This is a genomic window from Paenibacillus sanguinis 2301083 = DSM 16941 (assembly GCF_000374825.1).
Lineage (GTDB): Bacteria > Bacillota > Bacilli > Paenibacillales > Paenibacillaceae > Fontibacillus > Fontibacillus sanguinis.
Map to the genome: position 1 here is coordinate 12,686 of NZ_KB895389.1, position 19,539 is coordinate 32,224.

18 protein-coding genes are annotated in these 19,539 nt (G+C 50.0%); 9 read left to right on the forward strand and 9 right to left on the reverse strand.

Annotated elements, in window-relative coordinates; genetic code table 11:
- The first annotated feature begins 10 nt into the window (after positions 1–10).
- The 6 genes from C557_RS23750 (at position 11) to C557_RS0118255 (ending at position 5,653) form a co-directional block, all read left to right on the forward strand.
- On the forward strand, positions 11–1,321 hold the full coding sequence (locus C557_RS23750) for an ABC transporter substrate-binding protein (RefSeq protein WP_018753322.1): 1,311 nt from the start codon (positions 11–13) through the stop codon (positions 1,319–1,321).
- Positions 1,322–1,615: 294 nt separating this feature from the next.
- On the forward strand, positions 1,616–2,494 hold the full coding sequence (locus C557_RS0118235) for a carbohydrate ABC transporter permease (RefSeq protein ID WP_018753323.1): 879 nt from the start codon (positions 1,616–1,618) through the stop codon (positions 2,492–2,494).
- Complete coding sequence (locus C557_RS0118240) at positions 2,495–3,322, forward strand: carbohydrate ABC transporter permease (RefSeq protein WP_018753324.1); 828 nt, start codon at positions 2,495–2,497, stop codon at positions 3,320–3,322.
- Between the two features lie 225 nt (positions 3,323–3,547).
- Complete coding sequence (gene serC, locus C557_RS0118245; protein ID WP_018753325.1) at positions 3,548–4,636, forward strand: 3-phosphoserine/phosphohydroxythreonine transaminase; 1,089 nt, start codon at positions 3,548–3,550, stop codon at positions 4,634–4,636.
- 163 nt (positions 4,637–4,799) lie between these two features.
- Entirely contained in the window at positions 4,800–5,264 is a 465-nt protein-coding gene (gene trmL / locus C557_RS0118250; RefSeq protein WP_018753326.1) for a tRNA (uridine(34)/cytosine(34)/5-carboxymethylaminomethyluridine(34)-2'-O)-methyltransferase TrmL, read from the forward strand.
- A 143-nt stretch (positions 5,265–5,407) separates the two neighbouring features.
- Positions 5,408–5,653, forward strand: coding sequence for an AbrB/MazE/SpoVT family DNA-binding domain-containing protein (locus C557_RS0118255; protein WP_018753327.1), 246 nt, complete (start codon positions 5,408–5,410; stop codon positions 5,651–5,653).
- Positions 5,654–5,998: 345 nt separating this feature from the next.
- Here the strand turns inward: C557_RS0118255 and C557_RS0118260 are convergent, their stop codons facing one another.
- On the reverse strand, positions 5,999–7,066 hold the full coding sequence (locus tag C557_RS0118260) for a phosphodiester glycosidase family protein (RefSeq protein ID WP_018753328.1): 1,068 nt from the start codon (positions 7,064–7,066) through the stop codon (positions 5,999–6,001).
- Positions 7,063–7,473: a hypothetical protein gene (locus tag C557_RS0118265; RefSeq protein ID WP_018753329.1), complete on the reverse strand. Its 411-nt coding sequence runs from the start codon at positions 7,471–7,473 to the stop codon at positions 7,063–7,065. Before C557_RS0118265 ends, C557_RS0118260 begins: the two co-directional genes overlap by 4 nt.
- Before the next feature lie 255 nt (positions 7,474–7,728).
- Here C557_RS0118265 and C557_RS0118270 point away from each other — a divergent pair, with 255 nt between their 5' ends.
- Positions 7,729–9,063 carry an aminotransferase class I/II-fold pyridoxal phosphate-dependent enzyme gene (locus C557_RS0118270; protein ID WP_018753330.1) on the forward strand — a complete coding sequence of 445 codons (1,335 nt, stop codon included), beginning with the start codon at positions 7,729–7,731 and terminating at the stop codon, positions 9,061–9,063.
- Positions 9,064–9,154: 91 nt separating this feature from the next.
- Here the strand turns inward: C557_RS0118270 and C557_RS0118275 are convergent, their stop codons facing one another.
- Positions 9,155–9,955 (reverse strand): DUF2161 family putative PD-(D/E)XK-type phosphodiesterase, encoded by an 801-nt coding sequence (locus C557_RS0118275; RefSeq protein WP_018753331.1) that lies wholly within the window; start codon positions 9,953–9,955, stop codon positions 9,155–9,157.
- Positions 9,956–10,180: 225 nt separating this feature from the next.
- Between C557_RS0118275 and C557_RS0118280 the strand changes: the two genes are divergently transcribed.
- Entirely contained in the window at positions 10,181–12,076 is a 1,896-nt protein-coding gene (locus tag C557_RS0118280) for a PrkA family serine protein kinase (protein ID WP_018753332.1), read from the forward strand.
- A 176-nt stretch (positions 12,077–12,252) separates the two neighbouring features.
- On the opposite strand, the gene C557_RS0118285 is transcribed toward C557_RS0118280, so the two are convergent.
- The 6 genes from C557_RS0118285 to C557_RS0118310 all read right to left on the reverse strand — a co-directional run bounded on the left by C557_RS0118285 (position 12,253) and on the right by C557_RS0118310 (position 18,855).
- Complete coding sequence (locus C557_RS0118285; RefSeq protein ID WP_240472982.1) at positions 12,253–13,614, reverse strand: helix-turn-helix domain-containing protein; 1,362 nt, start codon at positions 13,612–13,614, stop codon at positions 12,253–12,255.
- Positions 13,615–13,742: 128 nt separating this feature from the next.
- Complete coding sequence (locus C557_RS0118290) at positions 13,743–15,182, reverse strand: SpoVR family protein (protein WP_018753334.1); 1,440 nt, start codon at positions 15,180–15,182, stop codon at positions 13,743–13,745.
- Positions 15,179–16,336, reverse strand: a complete 1,158-nt coding sequence (yhbH, locus tag C557_RS0118295) for a sporulation protein YhbH (RefSeq protein WP_018753335.1) — start codon at positions 16,334–16,336, stop codon at positions 15,179–15,181. Before yhbH ends, C557_RS0118290 begins: the two co-directional genes overlap by 4 nt.
- 207 nt (positions 16,337–16,543) lie before the next feature.
- Positions 16,544–17,395, reverse strand: a complete 852-nt coding sequence (locus C557_RS0118300; RefSeq protein WP_018753336.1) for a DegV family protein — start codon at positions 17,393–17,395, stop codon at positions 16,544–16,546.
- Between the two features lie 39 nt (positions 17,396–17,434).
- A complete protein-coding gene (locus tag C557_RS0118305) occupies positions 17,435–18,295 on the reverse strand; it encodes a DegV family protein (protein WP_018753337.1) in 861 nt (286 codons plus the stop codon).
- Between the two features lie 143 nt (positions 18,296–18,438).
- The gene (locus tag C557_RS0118310; protein WP_018753338.1) at positions 18,439–18,855 is read right to left on the reverse strand and encodes a hypothetical protein; all 417 of its coding nucleotides are present in this window, start codon (positions 18,853–18,855) and stop codon (positions 18,439–18,441) included.
- Between the two features lie 169 nt (positions 18,856–19,024).
- On the opposite strand from C557_RS0118310, the gene C557_RS0118315 reads away from it, so the two are divergent.
- Positions 19,025–19,411: a DUF423 domain-containing protein gene (locus tag C557_RS0118315; RefSeq protein WP_018753339.1), complete on the forward strand. Its 387-nt coding sequence runs from the start codon at positions 19,025–19,027 to the stop codon at positions 19,409–19,411.
- Positions 19,412–19,539: the final 128 nt, after the last annotated feature.

Below are 19,539 nucleotides of genomic sequence, written 5' to 3' on the forward strand. Positions count from 1 at the left end.
AGGCCAAACGATGAACAGAAGAAAGTGGGCAGGGTGGCTGCTTACCTGTATGTTGCTGGTTACAGTAATTGCCGGCTGCTCCGGTTCAAATCCCCCGGCTGCGACAAGTGGAGGAGAGGAAAATACAGAGAGTAAGGGGAATGGAGAGAAGGTCGCTTTAAAGATGGCCATGTGGGACTCCAATAATGATTTTATTACCTTTGTTACCGAGAAGGTCAAGGAATATAGCAGCGTCAATCCCAATGTCAGCGTGGAGGTCGAATCGTTCAAGAGTGATAGCGATTATTTGCAGGCGATCAAGGTCCGGGCTGGTGGCGGAGCGCTTCCCGATGTGATGGAACTGAAGCCGAACTGGCTGGCAGATTTTAAGGATCAGCTTATTCCACTGGATGATGTGGGGGTTGTCGCAACTAACAAATACGCCAAGACCTATGCCATTGACGGGAAAGTGATGGCGATTCCTTCAGTGTCATTCCCTGAGCTGGTCTATTACCATCCAAGCATCTTCGAGGAATTAAAGTTGGAGGTGCCGACCACTTGGCCCCAATTTCTGGAGGTGCTGACGGCGATCAAGGAAGACGGCACATACATTCCTTATGCAATGGGTGGCAAGGATGCCTGGCCGGATTACCCGTTTAACGAATTTCTGCCGCATATTCTATCAGACAATGAGAATTACTTAAGCGACTTGGCCAAGGAAGATACGCCCTTTGGCGAAGGCACTCCATTCTACCAAGCTTATCAACAGATTGCCGAGATGTATAATGCCGGTGTCATGGGACCGGACCCGCTGGGAGTTGGCGCAGACCAAGCCAATGATCTGTTTATTTCCAAGCAGGCGGCCATCATGGCTTCGGGGTTATGGTTCGTGCCTACCTACCAAGGCAAGGCAGGCAATCTGGATGATTTGGCAGCCTTCCCGATGCCATATCGGCCCAATGAGGATTCCCCGCTCAAGCTGATGATGTTCACCGACCATTTCTACGGAATCAGCAGCACGTCGAAGCATCCGGAGGAAGCGAAGGCATTTATGGAATGGTTTTATTCTCCGGAGGTGTATAAGGAGTATCTCAATGCGGCTCAACTGGATAGCGCCTTTGAGGGCGTCGAGTCGGAGGTGCCGTTCCTCAAATCCTTCTATGCGGAGCATCAGTATGAGAACTTCATTTATATCCCGGGTGATGCGGCCTACACGGAATTGTCCAATGCGATTCAACTTGACGTGAAGGCACTGGGCCAGGAGATGATGGCTGGTAAGTCGGTGGACGATATCGCTAAGGATTTGAATGCAAAGTGGACGGAAGCCAGAAAGAATAAATAGGATATATCGGGCGGCCATCATCACAGATATGTTGAACTTATGATTAATGCAGGGGAAGCTGGCCGAGAAAAAATGTTCTTACGATCGCTGTTGTTCATGGATTTCTGTAATTTAATGAATTCAAATAAAGTAGAAATCTATTCACAAAGGCGAACAAGTGTAAGCTTCCGATGTAGCTTTCTTGCAGAAAGCTTTGAGCTTCTTCAGAATCATTTTTTTCTCTTGCTTTTTCTGCATTAATTGCTGGTTCAACTTACGCGGGATGGCCGCCGGATATAAAAGGAAGTGGTAGATATGAACTATAACCTGCAAAAGAAACTGGTAATTTTCGGATTTTTATTTATACCGGTAGGACTGTTGATGTTATTTCTGCTGTATCCTACCTTGAAGCTGTTTCAGTTCAGCCTGACGGACTGGAATGGGATATCGGAATCCTTCAGCTATGTTGGGTTAAAAAATTATCTGATGGCGTTCCGGACAGAAGGGGTCTGGGATGCACTGGGCAACAATCTATTGTATTTTATCATGCACTTGGTTTTCATTCCGGTTGAAATTATGGTTGCTGTCTTGCTTAATCAGAAGCTTCGGGCAAGCCGCTTTTTCCGCTCCATTGTATTTATGCCTTACATTTTGAATGGAGTGGCCGTAGCTTATATTTTCAGCTATCTATATAACCCGATCAATGGCCCACTGAATGCGCTCCTGGGAGCAGCGGGGTTGGAAGGTCTGATCCAAAGCTGGCTTAGTGATCCGAACGTGGTCAATTATTCACTGGTAGCTGTATCCCTTTGGCGTTTTAGCGGCTTTCACGTCATCCTGTTCCTGGCGGGCTTGCAGTCAGTACCGCAAGACCTGTATGAGGCGGCCACAATTGATGGAGCCAATGGCTGGCATAAATTTAGATACATTACCGTCCCCGGCATCCGAAGAGTTATAGAGATTGTCCTCTTCCTGAATGTCAGAGGGGCCCTGCAAGTATTTGATATTCCGTTCCTGATGACTCAAGGCGGGCCGGGAACTTCGAGTAGTACGTTCACTGTGTATACCATTCAAGCAGCGTTCAAATATAACAATTATGGACTCGCTTCTTCGCTGGCCGTCATGTTAATGCTTATGATCATTGCATTCAGCATGCTACAGAGCAAGCTGCTTGGCGGGAAGGGGGAGGAATAAATGATCAGACGGATGTCGTCTCGTGTACCTGTGTATCTATTCTTTATCTTAATCAGTGCCATCGTCCTGTTCCCGGTCCTGATCAGCGTGTTCACAGCATTTAAAACCGGACCGGAACTGATGAAGTCCTCGCCGCTCGCCTTGCCGGAATCGTGGCAGTTTGGCAACCTGATTACCGCCTTCAAGACAGGAAACATGCTGGTGGGCTTTCGGAATACGGCTATTCTGGTCGTGGTCAGCGTTATTTTGAATACCGTGCTTGGCTCCATGACCTCTTTCATTCTGAATCGATTTGATTTCCGGGTAAAAAAGCTGATCATGGCTATGTTCATGGTAGCCATGGTCATTCCTTACTATACTACCGAGGTGTCCCGGTTTCAGATTATTAAGTCGCTGGGGCTGTATGATACGATATTTGCTCCGTTATTGATCTATGCGGGAACGGATTTGCTGCAAATCTTTATCTTCCTGCAATTCATTGAGAAGATTTCCAGCCAACTGGATGAGAGTGCAATGATAGACGGCGCATCCTATTTGACGATCTACCGGAAAATCATTTTCCCACTGCTGCTGCCAGCTTCGGCTACACTGGCGATTATCAAAGCTGTGGACATCATGAACGACATGTATATTCCTTATCTGTATATGCCTTCCAAGGAATTGCACACACTGTCTACGGCCTTAATGACCTTTGTGGGGCAGCGGTCCTCCGATTTTGGCCAATTGTCGGCAGCTATCGTTATTGTCTTAATTCCGACCATTGTCATCTATCTGTTGCTGCAAAAATATATTTTTGCCGGGATTACCGAAGGAGCGATCAAGGGGTAGTTGCCAAAAAAGAGTAGAAAAAAAGGATAAACCTGCCGCGGACTAAGGGCCGTTTGGCGGGTTTGTTTTGCTTATCTTCATTTAAATAAAGCGTTAATGTGTCATTTCTGTAAACGGATGGCCTTTTTGCGAAATAACTGCTTGCTGCAAAAAGAATAAGTTGCTATGATAATCGATAACTATATGGAAACCATACATCAAATGTGACGGAAGGGATGGGGAGAAATGAGTAACAGAGCTTTTAACTTTAATGCAGGCCCGGCTGCGCTGCCGCTTGAGGTACTGGAGCGGGCGCAAGCGGAGTTTGTTGATTTTCACGGAACAGGCATGTCGATAATGGAGATGTCTCACCGGGGGGCTGTTTATGAGGCAGTGCATAATGAAGCCTCCAGCCGTTTGCTGAAGCTGCTGGGCAATCCGTCCGGCTACATGGTGTTATTCCTGCAGGGCGGGGCGTCTACTCAATTTGCCATGCTGCCGATGAACTTGTTGACCGAAGGGAAAACGGCAGGGTACGTGAAATCGGGTAGTTGGGCCAATAAAGCGATTAAAGAAGCAAAGCTCATCGGCGATACCTTTATTGCGGGTTCCTCCGAAGCGGACAAGTATATGCGTATGCCTGACTTAAGTAGCCTGAGCCTTCCGGAGCATACAGCTTACCTGCATCTGACCTCTAACGAGACGATTGAGGGAACTCAGTTCCGCGAATTCCCGGATACGGGAAATGTTCCATTGATTGCAGACATGTCGAGCGATATTCTGTGTCGTCCGTTTGATCTGACGCAGTTCGGTATGGTGTACGCGGGAGCGCAGAAGAATCTTGGTCCGTCCGGTGTAACCGTTGTGATAGCCCGTGAGGAATTGCTGCAAAATTCTCCGAAGCATCTGCCAACGATGTTCCGGTATGATACGCATGCAGACAACAACTCGCTATATAATACGCCGCCATCCTTCTCGATCTACATGGTCAACGAAGTGCTTAAATGGATTGAGGAACAGGGGGCTCTGACCGGGGTGGAACAGAAGAATCGGGAGAAGGCAGATCTGCTGTACCGCTTCATTGATGAGAGCAACGGATTCTTCCGTGGCTGTACTCAGCCGGATAGCCGTTCAACTATGAACGTGACTTTCCGCTTGGCTTCTGAAGAGCTGGAGAAGCTATTCATTAAAGAATCGGAAAAAGAAGGATTTATCGGACTCAAGGGACATCGCAGTGTTGGCGGCCTGAGAGCTTCTATATATAATGCTGTTCCTTATGCAGCTGTTAAGGCGCTGGTGGACTTTATGGGACAATTCCAGAAAACGCACGGTTAATTATGAAATAAATGCAGCAGGCTCCATCATCGTGAACTCACGCGATGATGGAGCCTGCTTTGCCGTGGAGTTCATTTTTTCTGTTGGCTGCTAATTTGCTATAATGAGACAAGTACGGTTGAGGCAACAATATTATGGTTTCAAGATGGGGAGTTCGATCATCATGGCGTTACACATTGTATTAGTGGAGCCGGAAATTCCGGCAAATACAGGCAATATCGCAAGAACATGCGCGGCTACCGGCATTCATTTGCATTTAGTGCGTCCACTGGGTTTTCGGACAGACGATGCGACGCTTAAGCGGGCCGGGCTGGATTACTGGTATGCGGTGCATATCGAATATCATGATTCCTTCCAGGAAGTGAAGGATATGTATCCGGAGGGCCGATTTTTCTTCGGGACAACGAAGGCAACGAAACGTTATACGGATTTCACCTATCAGGACGGAGATTTCTTTGTCTTTGGCAAAGAAACGAAGGGGCTGGCACCGGAAATTTTGGAAGCCCATCCGGAAACGATGATGCGAATGCCTATGACGGACAAGGTGCGTTCTTTGAATTTGTCGAATTCTGCGGCAATTATCGTATATGAGGCCCTGCGGCAGCTTGATTTTCCGGGAATGGCATAAAAATTCGAGGAATTTCGTCAAAATCATTTTAAAAACGTCGAAATGCAGCAGGAATCCTGAAAATAATAGCGAATTATAAGAGATTAGGTATTTGGTTCTATTTTTCTACATAACTATTCTTTTCAGGAGAGGTGTGCCATTTTATGAAACCTGCTGGTGTGGTCCGGAAAGTGGATCAACTGGGACGTATCGTGTTGCCGAAGTCGCTGCGTAAGAGATATCAAATGAACGAGGGCGATCCTGTGGAAATTTTGGTGCAGGGGGACCACATTATTTTGGAAAGATATCGGCCAAAATGCGTGTTCTGCGGTTCGATGGAGAATGTCGGCGATTTTAAAGAGCGTTCCATCTGTGGTCAATGCCTGGTTGAGATGAATCAATTGTCTTAAGAGACAGGGCAGACGAATATGATGATCCAGACTCGTCGTCCATGGAAGGCTCAGGGCGGCGTTAAATAGGATTAAAGGCGTAGGCGTATATGTGTACCACGCTAAATAAGCTTCCCCTGGGGGAAGCTTATTTAGGTCACAGGCCTTTGGTTTTATCGTCGTTGTATGAGGATGTTAAAATACCGCATATGAGCATAACCATCACAAGGGCAATGATCCAGAACGTTATAGAGAATGACAAAACCGAACACCTCCACGTTATATGCCTCTGTCTTATTATACCCGTCAATCCTCTAAAAATAAATTGCAATATGATTTATTTCATAGACTAACTCATTGAAATTTCTATTTGAAAAACAGGAAATGGGTTGGCACTGGGCGAAGAGCGCCATCTGATGGCTTGTTAACCACTTTGCCATTGACGACGAGAGAGGAAGAGCCACCTCCATCCAGATTGTAGGCATCCTGAACGCCCATCTTCCACAGCTTCTCTTGAAGCTCGGTTAGAGTAGCGCCAGAGCTGCCACTTTCGTCCCGTCCATCAATGACGAGTACCGCCAGTTGATCATCCTTATAGTTGCCTATGACTGTACGCGGTGCACGCAAGGGCGAGGTTTGCCATTTCGGCGGAATCGCCGTTTTGTTGCCATTTTGCAGCAGGACCGGGACAAAAGAGGCGCCAAATAAAGGCTGCTTACGATCCAGGTCCTCTTGCTTTTTGAATCTTCCCCCAATCAATTGCCCGGACTTGTTCAGGCCGACAAAAAACAGATCTTTGAACGTGGCCTCAAAGCCGTTGAGATATTTCCCATTCAGCATCGTGGTGCTTAATGGGTAACGTGCTCCCCGGGAGTCGGCAAAGCCGCCGGCATTAATTCCGGCCACGGCCTTATAGCGCTGCACGGCTTGCTTGGTCGTCTCGGCCCCGCCAAGCTTATCCTTGCCAAGCGTCATCTTCATGGCATCCGGGGACTTGAGCTTGATCTTCATCGCATAACCACGATAGCTGCCAGGATTGATCTTAAACAACTCGATACGGATGCGGTCGCTTTGGATCGTCTGGTAGGGCGTCCCCAGCTTGGACGTAATCCGGCGGTTATAGATGGTTTCCGGCTTTCCTGCGGCAGTTCTAGCCGTAGTTACGATGGAACTCATAGTCGTTGTTGTCTTATGATACAGTTCTGCTGTCTCACGTATGGAGGAAATGGTTGTTTTGGCGTTGGCCTCCGCCTGATCCAATCCAGCCGAGACCGTGGCGGCAGTCTGAAAGATGTCGGCTTCGTGCGTCAGCTTGTTCAGGTTATTGTTCCATTCAATTGCTGCGCCTCCGATAAACAAAGCAATGAGCAGCCCGATGAGGGGGCCGGTAGCCAGCAGGAAAAAACGGTTGACTTGCTTGACAGGTGTAATCATTTCAATAAACCCATCTGCTTCTGCAGCTTGGCAAGCTGCTGCTTGACCTCGCTAAGCTGGCTATATAGCTTATTGCTGTTGTCTGTTTTTTCCGTGCTGTTATCCTTGGTAAATTCCAGTAATTCATTAAATGTGTCCACCTTGCCCTGCAGCAGCTTCATTTCTTCGGATAAAGCTGCAAGCTGGGAGGTGTAATCCTCTTTCATCAAGGCAGTTTCACTTTGCCATTTGGCATCCAGTTGGTCTATCATCGATTGCTTCAGATGATTGCTATAATAATAGGCTGCGGTCGCCCCCGCGCCGATCAAGAGCACCCATATGAGTATAATGATGGCTACGGATGACCTTTGCGACTTCCTGCTGCGCTTCATTTCATTAGCTGGTGCAGGCTCCGTAGAGTAAGACATGGTAAATCACCTCAAAACATTTATTTGCAGTTCCCATTCTATCACGGCGACATAGTCTTCGCAAAAAGGACAAAATTCGTCAAAATTTGTCTTGCTCTACCAGCTCTTCGGCAAATGGTTCACCACACTTCTAGGTACTTGAACTAAGGTTCAACCGATAAGTATTTTGCGAGCAATTTGAGGCGCAGTTGTCGGGGGAATTTGTCCCGGGGTACAATCGGCGTAGCCAAGTAAAGATAGGGGAGGGCGATGAGCATGGACCCGGGCTTGGAGCTGCTGAAGCCATTGTTGCCGCATCACTTTGCGCAAGAGCTTGAAGAGAGATATCGGGAGGGGAAGTTGATTTCTTTGGCGGGGCCACAGGGAGACGGAGGAGGCTGGGCTACAGCTTATGCGGCGAATGCTGCGGAAAAGCCCGGGCAAGAGGGTGAAAAGGCCGGGAAGCACATGGGAACAGGCGAGGTTCTACAAATTCCATCTGAAAGGGATGCAGAGGAAGAGGCTTGGCTGAGTTGGCTTTCTGAGGCCTATAACCAAACAGAGGGAGGGGGAACCACCCCTAAAAATATTCTCTTGACCGATCAGGCAGACGAGGCTCTTGATTTGGTGTTGAAGGCGATAGTACCGGAGGGAGGGACGGTGCTGGTAGAGACGCCGACCAGCCCGGAGGCGCTGGCGGTTATTAGGCATCGCGGCATTCATGCTGTCCCGGTGGGATGTGACCGGGACGGGATGCTGGCGGACGATTTGCGGAGCAAGTGCGAGAGGGCTGGCCAGATGCCGGCCTTGATCTATGTCACGCCGCACTATTCCAACCCGTCCGGCCGGGTGTGGAGTCGTGAGCGCAAGCTGGAGCTGCTTAAGCTAAGCGGGCAGTTCGGCCTGCCGGTGATTGAGGATGACACGGCAGGGGCTGTGCTCTTCGCCGAGGGCATCGGTGAAGGAAGTGCGGCGGAGGCGAGAGCCTGCCGGAAGCGGGGGCCAGGCCAGGCCGCCGAGCCCGGGCGGCCTGCGCCCTCGCTGTACCGGCTGCGGCAGCAGGCGGGCTTGTCCGATGCCGTGGTGATCGGCATCGGCTCTTGGGATCGCACGCTGGGGCTGCCATGGCCTCTGGCCTGGCTGCGCAGCGAAGCGGCAGTGCTGGAACGGCTGCGCCGCGTTCCAGCATCGGGCAGCGCCCGTGCGGCGGAGCTTGCCGCGCGCGGGCGGCGGCTGCACGCCTGGCTGGTGCAGCCACCGGCGCACGGCCGCTTGCGCCTGGCCGCGGCTGCAGCGGCGTACGCCGCGCAGCGCAAGCTGGCGCTGGCGCTGCTGCAGGCGCCGGCATGGCGTGGCGCCTGCGTGGAAGATCCCGGCGGCGGGCTGTTCCTGTGGCTGCGCCTGCCCGCCGGGATCTCCAGCGAAGCGCTGCTGCGCGCGTCGCTGCTGGAAGGCACAGCGTTCCTGCCGGGGACGCTGTGCTACGTCAACGAGCCGGATGAGCGCTTCATCCGGCTGAATGTCGCCGCGCACAAGCCGGCGATACTTCGCGAAGGGCTGGCGCGCCTTGCCGCCGCCCTCGGAGAGTTCACGGCGCGTGGGGCGGATTAGCCAGCCCGCGCGCATTCACTTTATCGCACTTGTCCTCAGTGTCTACGTGGCTCACTACCTAATTGAAGTCTGCGCTTGCTATTGCCCCAGGCTACTTAATGAACTCTTCCGCCGCTTTTCCCTCGATGGCTGCTGCGTCAGGGGCCACTTCCAGGGATGACGTTGCGGCGATTTCGCGCCGCCATGCATCCACCACATGGGCGTATTCCCGCAGGCTGTCTGCACCGGCCGGAGTCAGCACGTAACGGCCGTATCCGCTGCGGTGGAACCAGCCGTAGTAATCGCGCTGCAGGATGGCAGGAGCGGTGCCGACACCACTGCGTTCGCGCACTTGCCTAGGGGCCAGCTCTCCGCCTTCCTGGAGCGCCAGCGCGACGCGCAGTGCCTTCTCCCGGTAGGCGGTCACGAGCTTGGTGGCGTGACTTCCGCCGACATTGTAGTCGCCGCTGCGTTCATTAAATTCATGCACCAGCCGTTCCGCTCGCCGTTTGACCACCTTCGGTCCCGGAGAATATATAGCTTCGTTGCCGGGGGAACACAAAATGTCTACGAAGGCCGGCTTGGTTTTGTAGCGGGTGACGGTGATCAGCCCCAGGCCAAGCCGTTGACAGAGCCGCGTAATTTCGCTCCACCGCTGATTGTGAGCGCCCTTCTTGGCCCGGTTGCGCTCCACGGCCAGATAGACCTCTGTGCTGGAACGCTGGCGTTCCAGACCTTGCAGCAGCAGAGGGAGGTTGAAGGTCTTCTTCATCTCTACAATCAACGGCTGGTCGCTGCCCGGCTTCAAGCCAACCAGATCGCAATGCCGCACCTCGCTCTTGATGTTATATCCCCGCTCCTCAAAAAAGGCCTTTAACGGAGCGTACAATTCTGTTTCATGTTGTACCGCCATCATAATCTCCTTTTTGTTCCGATAATCCGATTAAATTATAGCATAAACGTGAATTCCTACTTTTTCCATACGAATATTTTCATTGGGAAAAAGGTCAACTTCTCCCCAAAAGCCGCATAGGTATGTAATACACTTTTTATCGTGGAAGCTCCATCTGTAACACTTGAATGGAAGGTTGCCGGGGATGCAGGAGAACCCCTATGCGGGAGTAGAGGAGGACCTAACATGGACATTTTTGATCGTATAGCAGCTTACCGGGCGGAAAGCGACTCCTTATCGTGGAGCGGCACATTCAAACAATATATTGAAATGCTTGCGAAGGATCCAACGCCTGCGATGACCGCCCATGCCAGGGTTTACGAAATGATTGAATCTTTCGGGGTAGAGGAAGTAAATGGCCGGAAGAGGTATAAATTTTTTGAGCAGGAGATCTTTGGATTGGATCGCGCTATTGAGAAGCTGGTTGAGGAATATTTCCACTCGGCGGCCCGGCGGCTGGATGTGCGCAAGCGAATTTTGCTGCTGATGGGCCCCGTAAGCGGCGGGAAATCGACATTAGTCACCTTGTTGAAGCGAGGTCTGGAGAAATTCTCCCGTACCGATAAGGGAGCGGTATATGCTATTGCAGGCTGCCCGATGCACGAGGACCCGCTGCATCTGGTTCCGCATGAGCTTCGGCCCGAGGTGGAGCAGGAGTTGGGCATTCGTATTGAGGGCAACCTCTGCCCGGTATGTCAGATGCGGCTCAAGACAGAGTACGGCGGCGATATAGAGCATGTGCGGGTAGAGCGGGTATTGCTTTCAGAGGATGAACGCGTGGGCATCGGTACATTCAGCCCCTCCGATCCGAAGTCACAGGATATAGCCGACCTGACGGGCAGTATCGACTTCTCGACCATTACGGAATATGGATCGGAGTCTGATCCGCGGGCTTACCGGTTTGATGGTGAGCTGAATAAAGCCAACCGGGGGTTGATGGAATTCCAGGAAATGCTGAAATGCGACGAGAAATTTCTGTGGAATTTGCTGTCGCTGACCCAGGAGGGGAATTTCAAGGCAGGCAGGTTTGCGCTTATCAGTGCAGACGAACTCATTATCGCCCATACGAACGAGGCGGAATACAAGTCTTTTATTGGCAACAAGAAGAATGAAGCCCTGCAATCTCGAATGATTGTCATGCCTATTCCCTACAATCTCAAGGTGTCTGAAGAAGAGAAAATCTACGCCAAGCTAATCGCCCAAAGTGATATGAAACATGTTCACATCGCTCCGCACGCGCTGCGAGCCGCAGCGATTTTCTCGATTTTGACCCGGTTGAAGGAGTCGAAGAAGCAGGGGATTGACCTATTGAAGAAAATGCGCCTGTATGATGGTGAAGAAGTAGAAGGCTATAAGGACGCCGACTTGAAGGAATTGCAAAATGAGCATTTGGACGAAGGGATGTCTGGCGTAGACCCGCGTTATGTCATCAACCGGATTTCCAGTGCCCTGATCAAGCAGGATATGCATTGTATGGGCGCGCTCGATATATTGCGGGCAATCAAGGACGGTCTGGACCAGCATGCTTCAATTACGAAGGAGGAGCGTGAGCGGTATCTGAACTTTATCGGCATCGCCCGCCGGGAATACGATGAGTTGGCCAAGAAGGAAGTGCAAAAGGCATTTGTATATTCCTTCGAGGAATCGGCTAGGACCTTGTTCGAGAACTATCTCGATAATATCGAAGCTTTCTGCAATTGGACCAAAATTCGTGATCCGTTGACGGATGAGGAGCTGGACCCTGACGAGCGGCTGATGCGCTCGATTGAGGAGCAAATCGGCATTTCGGAAAATGCGAAAAAGGCTTTCCGGGAAGAAATTCTGATTCGTATTTCTGCCTACTCGCGTAAGGGACGCAAATTTGAGTACAATCACCATGATCGGCTGAGGGAAGCGATTGAAAAGAAGCTGTTCGCCGATTTGAAGGATATCGTCAAGATTACTACGTCGACCAAAACGCCGGATGAAAATCAATTGAAGCGCATCAACGAAGTGAGCAAACGGCTGATTGACGAGCACGGCTATTGCCCGGTATGTGCCAATGAATTGCTTCGTTATGTGGGCAGTCTGCTGAACCGTTAATACAGACTTTTGACATAAATCTGGCATGAATAAGACCAGTCTGGGACTGGTCTTATTTGCGTTCGTTTATGTTCATGCTGCCAGCTTACATTCCTCCATGATGATCCATGAGACGAAGGATGTAGGGGGTAGAAATTACAATTAGAGAAAAAACACTTACCAGGAGAGCGCTCAGCTTACTTTTCATTCCTATACACCTCTCGAATAAGTTTTTTGTAGGTCTCTATTATGCTCTCGTTGCTGTTATCTCTGAAGTTCTCAAATAAGCCTACACATTTAATTATACAGCTCTTCTCGTTAATTAAAGATGCTTTTTCCAAAGCCTTCATCAGGTGGCTAAACCCTTGGCTTGCTGCGCCACGGTGGAGATAATAGGCGGCAAGCTCATAGTAACAACGGGCTATACGCTCATCAATGGTTTGCCTTGTATAGATGTCTGTTTCATACTCCGACTGATGGAGCAATGAAGCATATTCAATTCGTTCCAGGATGCCATCAATGTTATAGTTGTGACGATTGGCAGCTGTAACAATATTGAGCAGACATAGCCATATTTCTGCCTCATGGGATTCCATATAGGAGACGTACTCCGGAAGCACACTTGAATCACCTGCGGCTAATTGGGTCACTATCGTGTTCATCTTAGCCCAGGATTGAAATTTTTCCTTCCATCCGATTGCAGTCTCATCGTTCTCCCTTACCCAATTCAGGTTCTCATAAAGCTTGATGAACTGTAAGGCCTGATCATAATCTTGTCTGGATTCGTTTACGCTGCCAAGAAGGAGATAGGCATAGGCCACATAGGTGAACAGCGGTTTTACAGGAAGGTTCTCCTGCTTAATACGCGCCCCTCTCTGATATTGATGCTTGGCTTTTCTGAGTAGCTGCTCCGCTACTTCCTCCACCTTGTCCCATCGACGCAGTGAACGGTAAGTATTGGCTAAATCCTTCAGAGCTTCAAGCTGGTCAAATTCACTTAATCGTTCGACAAATAGCTCAAACTGTATAGCTGCCTGGTAGTTCATTTCCTGATCATGCTCCAGCTTACACAGGAACAAGCGGTATTGGCAGAGGGCAAGGCGTTCGGAATGCTGATTCTTCTCACCAAAGGCAATTTCGTCATAAATGATCGCAGCGAATTTCTTGTTGTTGTTATGATAGAGGTCTTCGGCTACTTCAAAAAGAACTTGAGCATACATCAGGTTCTCCAGCAGCAACCCGATGGATTTACGGAAATATTCCGAGTTGCCAACCTCCGCACAGGCGATCAGAAAAGGCTTGATTCGCCGCCAATTGGGCGTTGATTCGGCAATAAGCTCTTCAAAATACCGGCTATAAAAAAAGCCCCGATGGAGCCCGAAGCTTTCCGTCATCAGGTCCAGTTGCTCAATCGTTAAATTTCTATGCCCGTTCAGAATCGAGCTAAGCGAGCCCGCATTCAGCCCCACCCTTTGAGCGAACTGGTTCAGGTTGAGGCCTTCCTGCCTCATATGATCAGTCAGGATTGAACGTATCGTGGTTGTAGAGTTCAAGTGCACCACCAACCTCTGCGCATTCTATTATTTCAATAATATCCATTTTCTGATTGAGGGTCAATTTCGGCGATGTCTTGTCCTTGTTATAATGAAAACAGGCAACTGTATTTCTGGCAGTTGCCTGGCCTTGGCTACGATAATATTTTGCGTTGATGCTTTTGCCCATCGTAAGAGAAAAGGGCGCGTTTGTCCTCAACAATGGTCTCCAGATGAACGGGGCGCCCCCACAAGTGATAAACATGGGGAAGGGTGCGCTCCAGATATTTCAGATCCAGCTCCAGACCTTCATATTGATGCTTGAGCAGCAGCTCGCCTGAGCGAAGGTAGTCGCCATCCTGGACAACGATATAAGGGGAGCCTCCATTAACGCGCGAAGCGACAAGCTGATCGCGGATATGCTCCCAGGTTTTGTCGGTAATTTTCCATTCCGGGCCTTGCTTCTCGAAGATGTACAGATCCAGGTCCTGAACAAGCTCCTTGCTCAGATAGCTGCGCAAGAAGGAAATGTCCGAGTCCAGCTCCCGCACCTCAAACATCTTCTCCCGTCCCTTCCCGGGGATCCGTCCGAAGCGGCGCTGTTCTTCCTCAGTAGGCTGATTCCAGCGGCGTTCAATGTCCTCAAAGATTTTCAGGCCAAGGTAATACGGATTAAGGCTTTGCTGGGAGGGCTGCACCACGGAGGAATTCAGCTTGGCGAATTCAATCGTCTCCTCACTGCTCAAGTCCAGCTCCCGAATAATGCGTTGATGCCAGTAGGATGCCCAGCCCTCGTTCATGATTTTGGTCTCCATTTGCGGCCAGAAGTACAGCATTTCTTCCCGTAACATGCTCAAGATATCCCGCTGCCAGTCCTCCAGCACTTCGGAATATTCCTGAATGAACCATACCAGGTCTTTCTCTGGCTCAGGGGGAAATGCGATTAAGGAGGGGGTGCCTTGAGAAGGCCCCTCTGGCGCCGTGTCCAGCGCCCACAGGTCGTCGTAGATGCCTGGCTTAGTGGTATGCTTCCGTTCCTCGCGGGCTCTCCGCCGTTTCTCTTCCAACTGTCGCCGCTTATCGTAGCGCATGGGCTTGATCAGTTGGGGATCTACATGCTCCTGAATCGCCAGCACGTCGTCGATGAAGCTCTCGACGGTATCTGCCCCGTAGGCCAACTGGTAGCTGCTGATACGCTCGGCCGTGGCAGACATGCTCTCGATCATATCGCGGTTGGTGGCGGAGAAGCGAAAGTTATTTTTGAAGAAATCACAATGTGCCAGCACATGGGCGACAATCAGCTTGTTCTGAATTAGCGAGTTGCCCTCCAGGAGAAAGGCATAGCAGGGGTTGGAATTGATGACAAGCTCATAGATTTTGCTTAACCCGAAGTCATATTGCATTTTCATCTTGTTAAAGGTTTTGCCAAAGCTCCAATGAGAGAAGCGGGTGGGCATTCCATAAGCGCCAAAGGTATAGATAATATCGGCAGGACAGATTTCATAGCGCATCGGATAATAATCGAGCCCAAAGCTATCGGCAATCTCCATAATTTCCGCAATGGCGAACTCCAGCTCAGCTTGGGATTGAGTCAACTGGCCGCACCTCCCTCACGCTTGTGAAAAAATCGCTTCAGCGCATGGTATACCTCGCCTTTTTCCTTAATTACATAATGAATGAATTTCTCTTGCTTAATATTCCGATAGGCCGACATCAGCGTGCTTCCACGATTATACTGGTTGACTTCCCCGTAACCAAACATATTGCACCGCTTGAGTAGCTCACCGATCAATTTAAGGCAACGCTCGTTATCCGAGGTCAGATTATCTCCATCCGAGAAATGAAACGGATAAATATTGTAGCTGGAGGGGGGATAACGCGAGTCGATGATGTCCAGCGCTTTCTGATATACCGAGGAGCAGATCGTGCCCCCGCTCTCCCCGCGAGTGAAGAATTCTTCCTCCGTAACTTCCTTCGCCTCGGTATGATGGGCCAGAAATACGATATCGACCTTCTCATATTGATGGCGGAGGAAGCGGGTCATCCAGAAGAAAAAGCTGCGTGCGCAGTATTTCTCGAAGGCGCCCATCGAGCCTGAGGTATCCATCATGGCCAGGATAACGGCATTGGAGCGGGGGACGACGATCTCCTCCCAAGTCTTGTAGCGGAGGTCATCGGGCGAAATGCCATGGATGCCCGGCTGACCAGAGGTGGCGTTGCGTCGCAAATTTTCCAGGATGGTACGCTTCTTGTCGATGTTGGACATCAGCCCTTTTTTGCGGATATCGTTAAACCGGATTGCTTCACTCTCCAATTCTTCTCTATCTTTATCTTGAATAAAGGGAAGCTCTAACTCGTCGAACAGCATATCTTCCAGGTCCTCCATGCTGATCTCGGTCTCTACGTAATCCTGGCCGGGCTGGTCCCCTGCTTTCCCGCCCTTGCCGCTCTTGGGGCTATCCTGTCCCAGCACGTCGCCGACCTGGCTGTCGCCATCGCCCTGCCCCACGTGCTTTTGCTTCTGATAGTTATGAATGAACCGGTATTCCTCCAGATTTCGTAGAGGGACTTTAATGATTTGTTTACCGTCCGACATGATAATGTTCTCTTCGGTGACCAGATCGGGTAGATTCTGCCTGATCACTTCCCGTACTTTTTCCTGATGGCGCTGCTGGTCCTGATACCCTTTGCGGTGCAGCGACCAATCCTCCTTGGAGACGACAAAGTTATACCGTTCAGGTGAAGACATGGGGAACACCTCCATATGGGGATTTGCAGAATTGTAATTTCGCTGTTTAGTGGATGTAACTAAAGTATATTCAGGGAGAGGAACGATATGTGAAGGATAGGGGTTTGTAAACGACGGAAATAGAAAGAGCTGCCTCAAACCACGCTTCCCACTGGGCCATGCGTAATTCAAGACAGCTTGGCAAGCATGTCGGTCATGCCGATGGATTCAAGCCAATGTTTTGGTATAGAGAATACCGATTGTTTTGGCGCCACAGTGACTGGAGATGACACAGCCGGCATCCGAAATGGCAACTGTAGCCTGCGTGTTTTGTTCCAGCGCTTGCCTTAGAAGCTGGGCATCCGCGTCAGCCAAGGAATGGGTAACGAAGATCAGATCCTGGTCCATCTCCTCCACATGGCTAAGCGCATTGCTTAACAATCGATCCAGCGCCTTGTCTCTGCTGCCGCGGATTTTGTAAGCAGGGGTCATTTTCCCATTCACCACTTTGATAACCGGTCTAATCTTGAGCAAGCTGCCTACGATATTTTGCATTCCGGAGCAGCGGCCGCCCTTATACAAGTAATCCAGCGAATCGATGACGAACTCCGTTTCCACCTGCGGGCGTACGGCGGTTAGCAGCTCGATAATTTCAGGGATGCCTTTGCCTTGCTCTACTGCATGTGCGGCCTTCATCACCAGAAGCCCAATACCGGAGGACAGGTTGAGGGAATCGAAGACAGTCACGTCGCCTTCGGCGAACTCCGCTGCCGCCAGCAATGCATTCTGGTAGGTGGAGGACAGCTCTGAGGACAAGCTAATGTACAGGATTTGCCGCTCTTCTTGTACGAATGGAGCAAAGGACTGAATGAAATCGGCCGGAGAAGGGGCGGCTGTCTTGGGCAGGCTCCCCGATTCCGTTACTTTGTCGTAAAGCTTGGGTACGGTGAGATCTACACCATCCTTGTAGATTTGATCGGTGAACGTCACATATAGAGGCACAATGCCAATATCGTATTGCTGAATCCACTCTGAAGGCAGATCGCAGGTGCTGTCCGCAAAAATCTTAATCGAGCCCATGGTAACCCCTCCTGTTCAGGACATGATATAGCTGTTACCTTAATGAACGGGTAATTTCCGGGTGTACATAATACCGATGGTGTGTGGTCCGCAGTGACTCGAAATGACGCAGCCCGCTTCGGATACGGCAACTTTGCGGGCCCCGGTCTGTTCTTGTAAAATGGAGGCAAGCTTCAGCGCTTCTTCTTCCGCCTCTGTATGGACTACCAGAATCAAATCCTGATCCATGTTGTCCTTATCGGCAAGGGCGTTATCCAGCATTTGCTGTACCGCTTTCTCCTTGCGGCCGCGCACCTTGTAAGCGGGGATGATGCTGCCATCGACCAGCTTAAGCACCGGACGAATTTGCAGCAGGCTTCCAATGAAATGCTGCATTCCGGAGCAGCGTCCGCCCTTATATAAATACTCGAGCGTATCAATAACAAACTGAGTCTCTACTTGTGGCCGCATTGCGCTGACTTGTACGGCAATCTCTTCTGAAGAGAGGCCTTGCTCCGCCAGCTTGACGGCCTTCATAACCAGTAGACCAATACCGCTGCATAAGGTCAGTGAATCAATGACATGAATGCGGCCTTCGGGGAATTCCCCTGCCGCAATCTTTGCATTTTGATACGTAGACGATAGCTTGGACGACAAACTGATATATACGATATCCTGTCCACGTTCGATATAGGGTCCAAAGGCGCTAACAAAATCTCCCGGGGAGGGAGCTGTCGTCTTTGGCAGGGTACCTTCTTTTTCTACACGTTGGTAAATATCGCTTGGAGTAATATCGATGCCGTCCCGGAATGTCTCGCTTCCGAACACGACATATAGCGGAACAAGGCTGATATCATGGCGCTGAAGCCAATCGCCAGGCAGGTCCGAGGTGCTATCTGAAAAAATCTTTACATTAGGCATACACAGTCTCCTTGTTCCAAATCATACTAATTCATTACATGAGTGCAGCATATCATTTAGAAAAACCTATTCCATTTTAGCAAAAATGACGGGAAGAGGGAACGTACAGCCATGGAAGAACAAGCACAGATATAGGTTTTCTATTAGAGCGAAGCCATGCTTCCAGTGATGAGCAGGCCGATAAATCCCAATCCGGGCAGCAAGGAGAAGATTAACCCGAGGATGGCAAATACCTTTCTGCGGTTCTTGAGTGCAAGCCCGACGATTCCCAACACCAGCCCGATCAGATTAAGAAATAGCGAAGCCAGGAAGAGAAATACTGCGGAGATGGTGTCTGCGCGTAACATAATATCATCAGCGGTTGGCATGATCGATTGATCCATGATATTAACAACAGCTGAAGCGAAGAGCACCAGGGATGATACATATCCAATCAGCGCCAGCACGCTAACAATAAAAGAAGCGATGCCCGGTCCTGAAAATTTAGCTTTTGTAACAGGTGGAAGGTCTGCGCCAGGTTGTGGTGAATAAGATGAGTGTTCTGTTGGGTTGTAGTTCATAAAAAACTCCCTTTAATTAATCTTTTATGATTAATCTTTCATATCTATCTGGAAAATGCAAGGTTCTTTTGAGGTGCCGCATTGCGGGATGAATGGTAATTGAGGTAGTCCTTGGGTTATTATACTTTTATGAAGAAGGTTGAATTCATTGTAGGAGGTAAAGGCAAGGATGCGCAATTATGCGGGAATTGGAGCTATCATCATGCTGCTGGCAGTAGCTTTGGGAGCCTTCGGCGCCCATATTCTTAAAGAAAAAATCGGGGCTTCGGCTCTCGAAACCTATGAGACCGGAGTCCACTATCAGATGATCCACGGGCTTGCTATTTTGGCATGCGCCTTGTTTGCAGAGAAATGGGGGACGTCCCGGCGACTTCGCTGGGCTAACCGTTTGTTTGTCATCGGCATTGTTCTATTCTCCGGCAGCCTATACGGTCTCGCCATTATGGAGTGGAGATGGCTGGGTCCTGTAACTCCGTTAGGAGGTGTCTCTTTTCTGGCAGGTTGGCTGCTGCTGGCTATAGAGGCCTGGAGGGGCAACTCCTGGCGCATAGGCTAGAGAATTGATCCGCCAACCATCAGCATGGCGTTAATGAATAAGAACGGTGAGTTAGCTTCCTGAAGCGAAAATGCTCACCGTTCTTTGCGTGGATTTGTAGAAGTAAAGTAACAAGATTAAATCGTGAA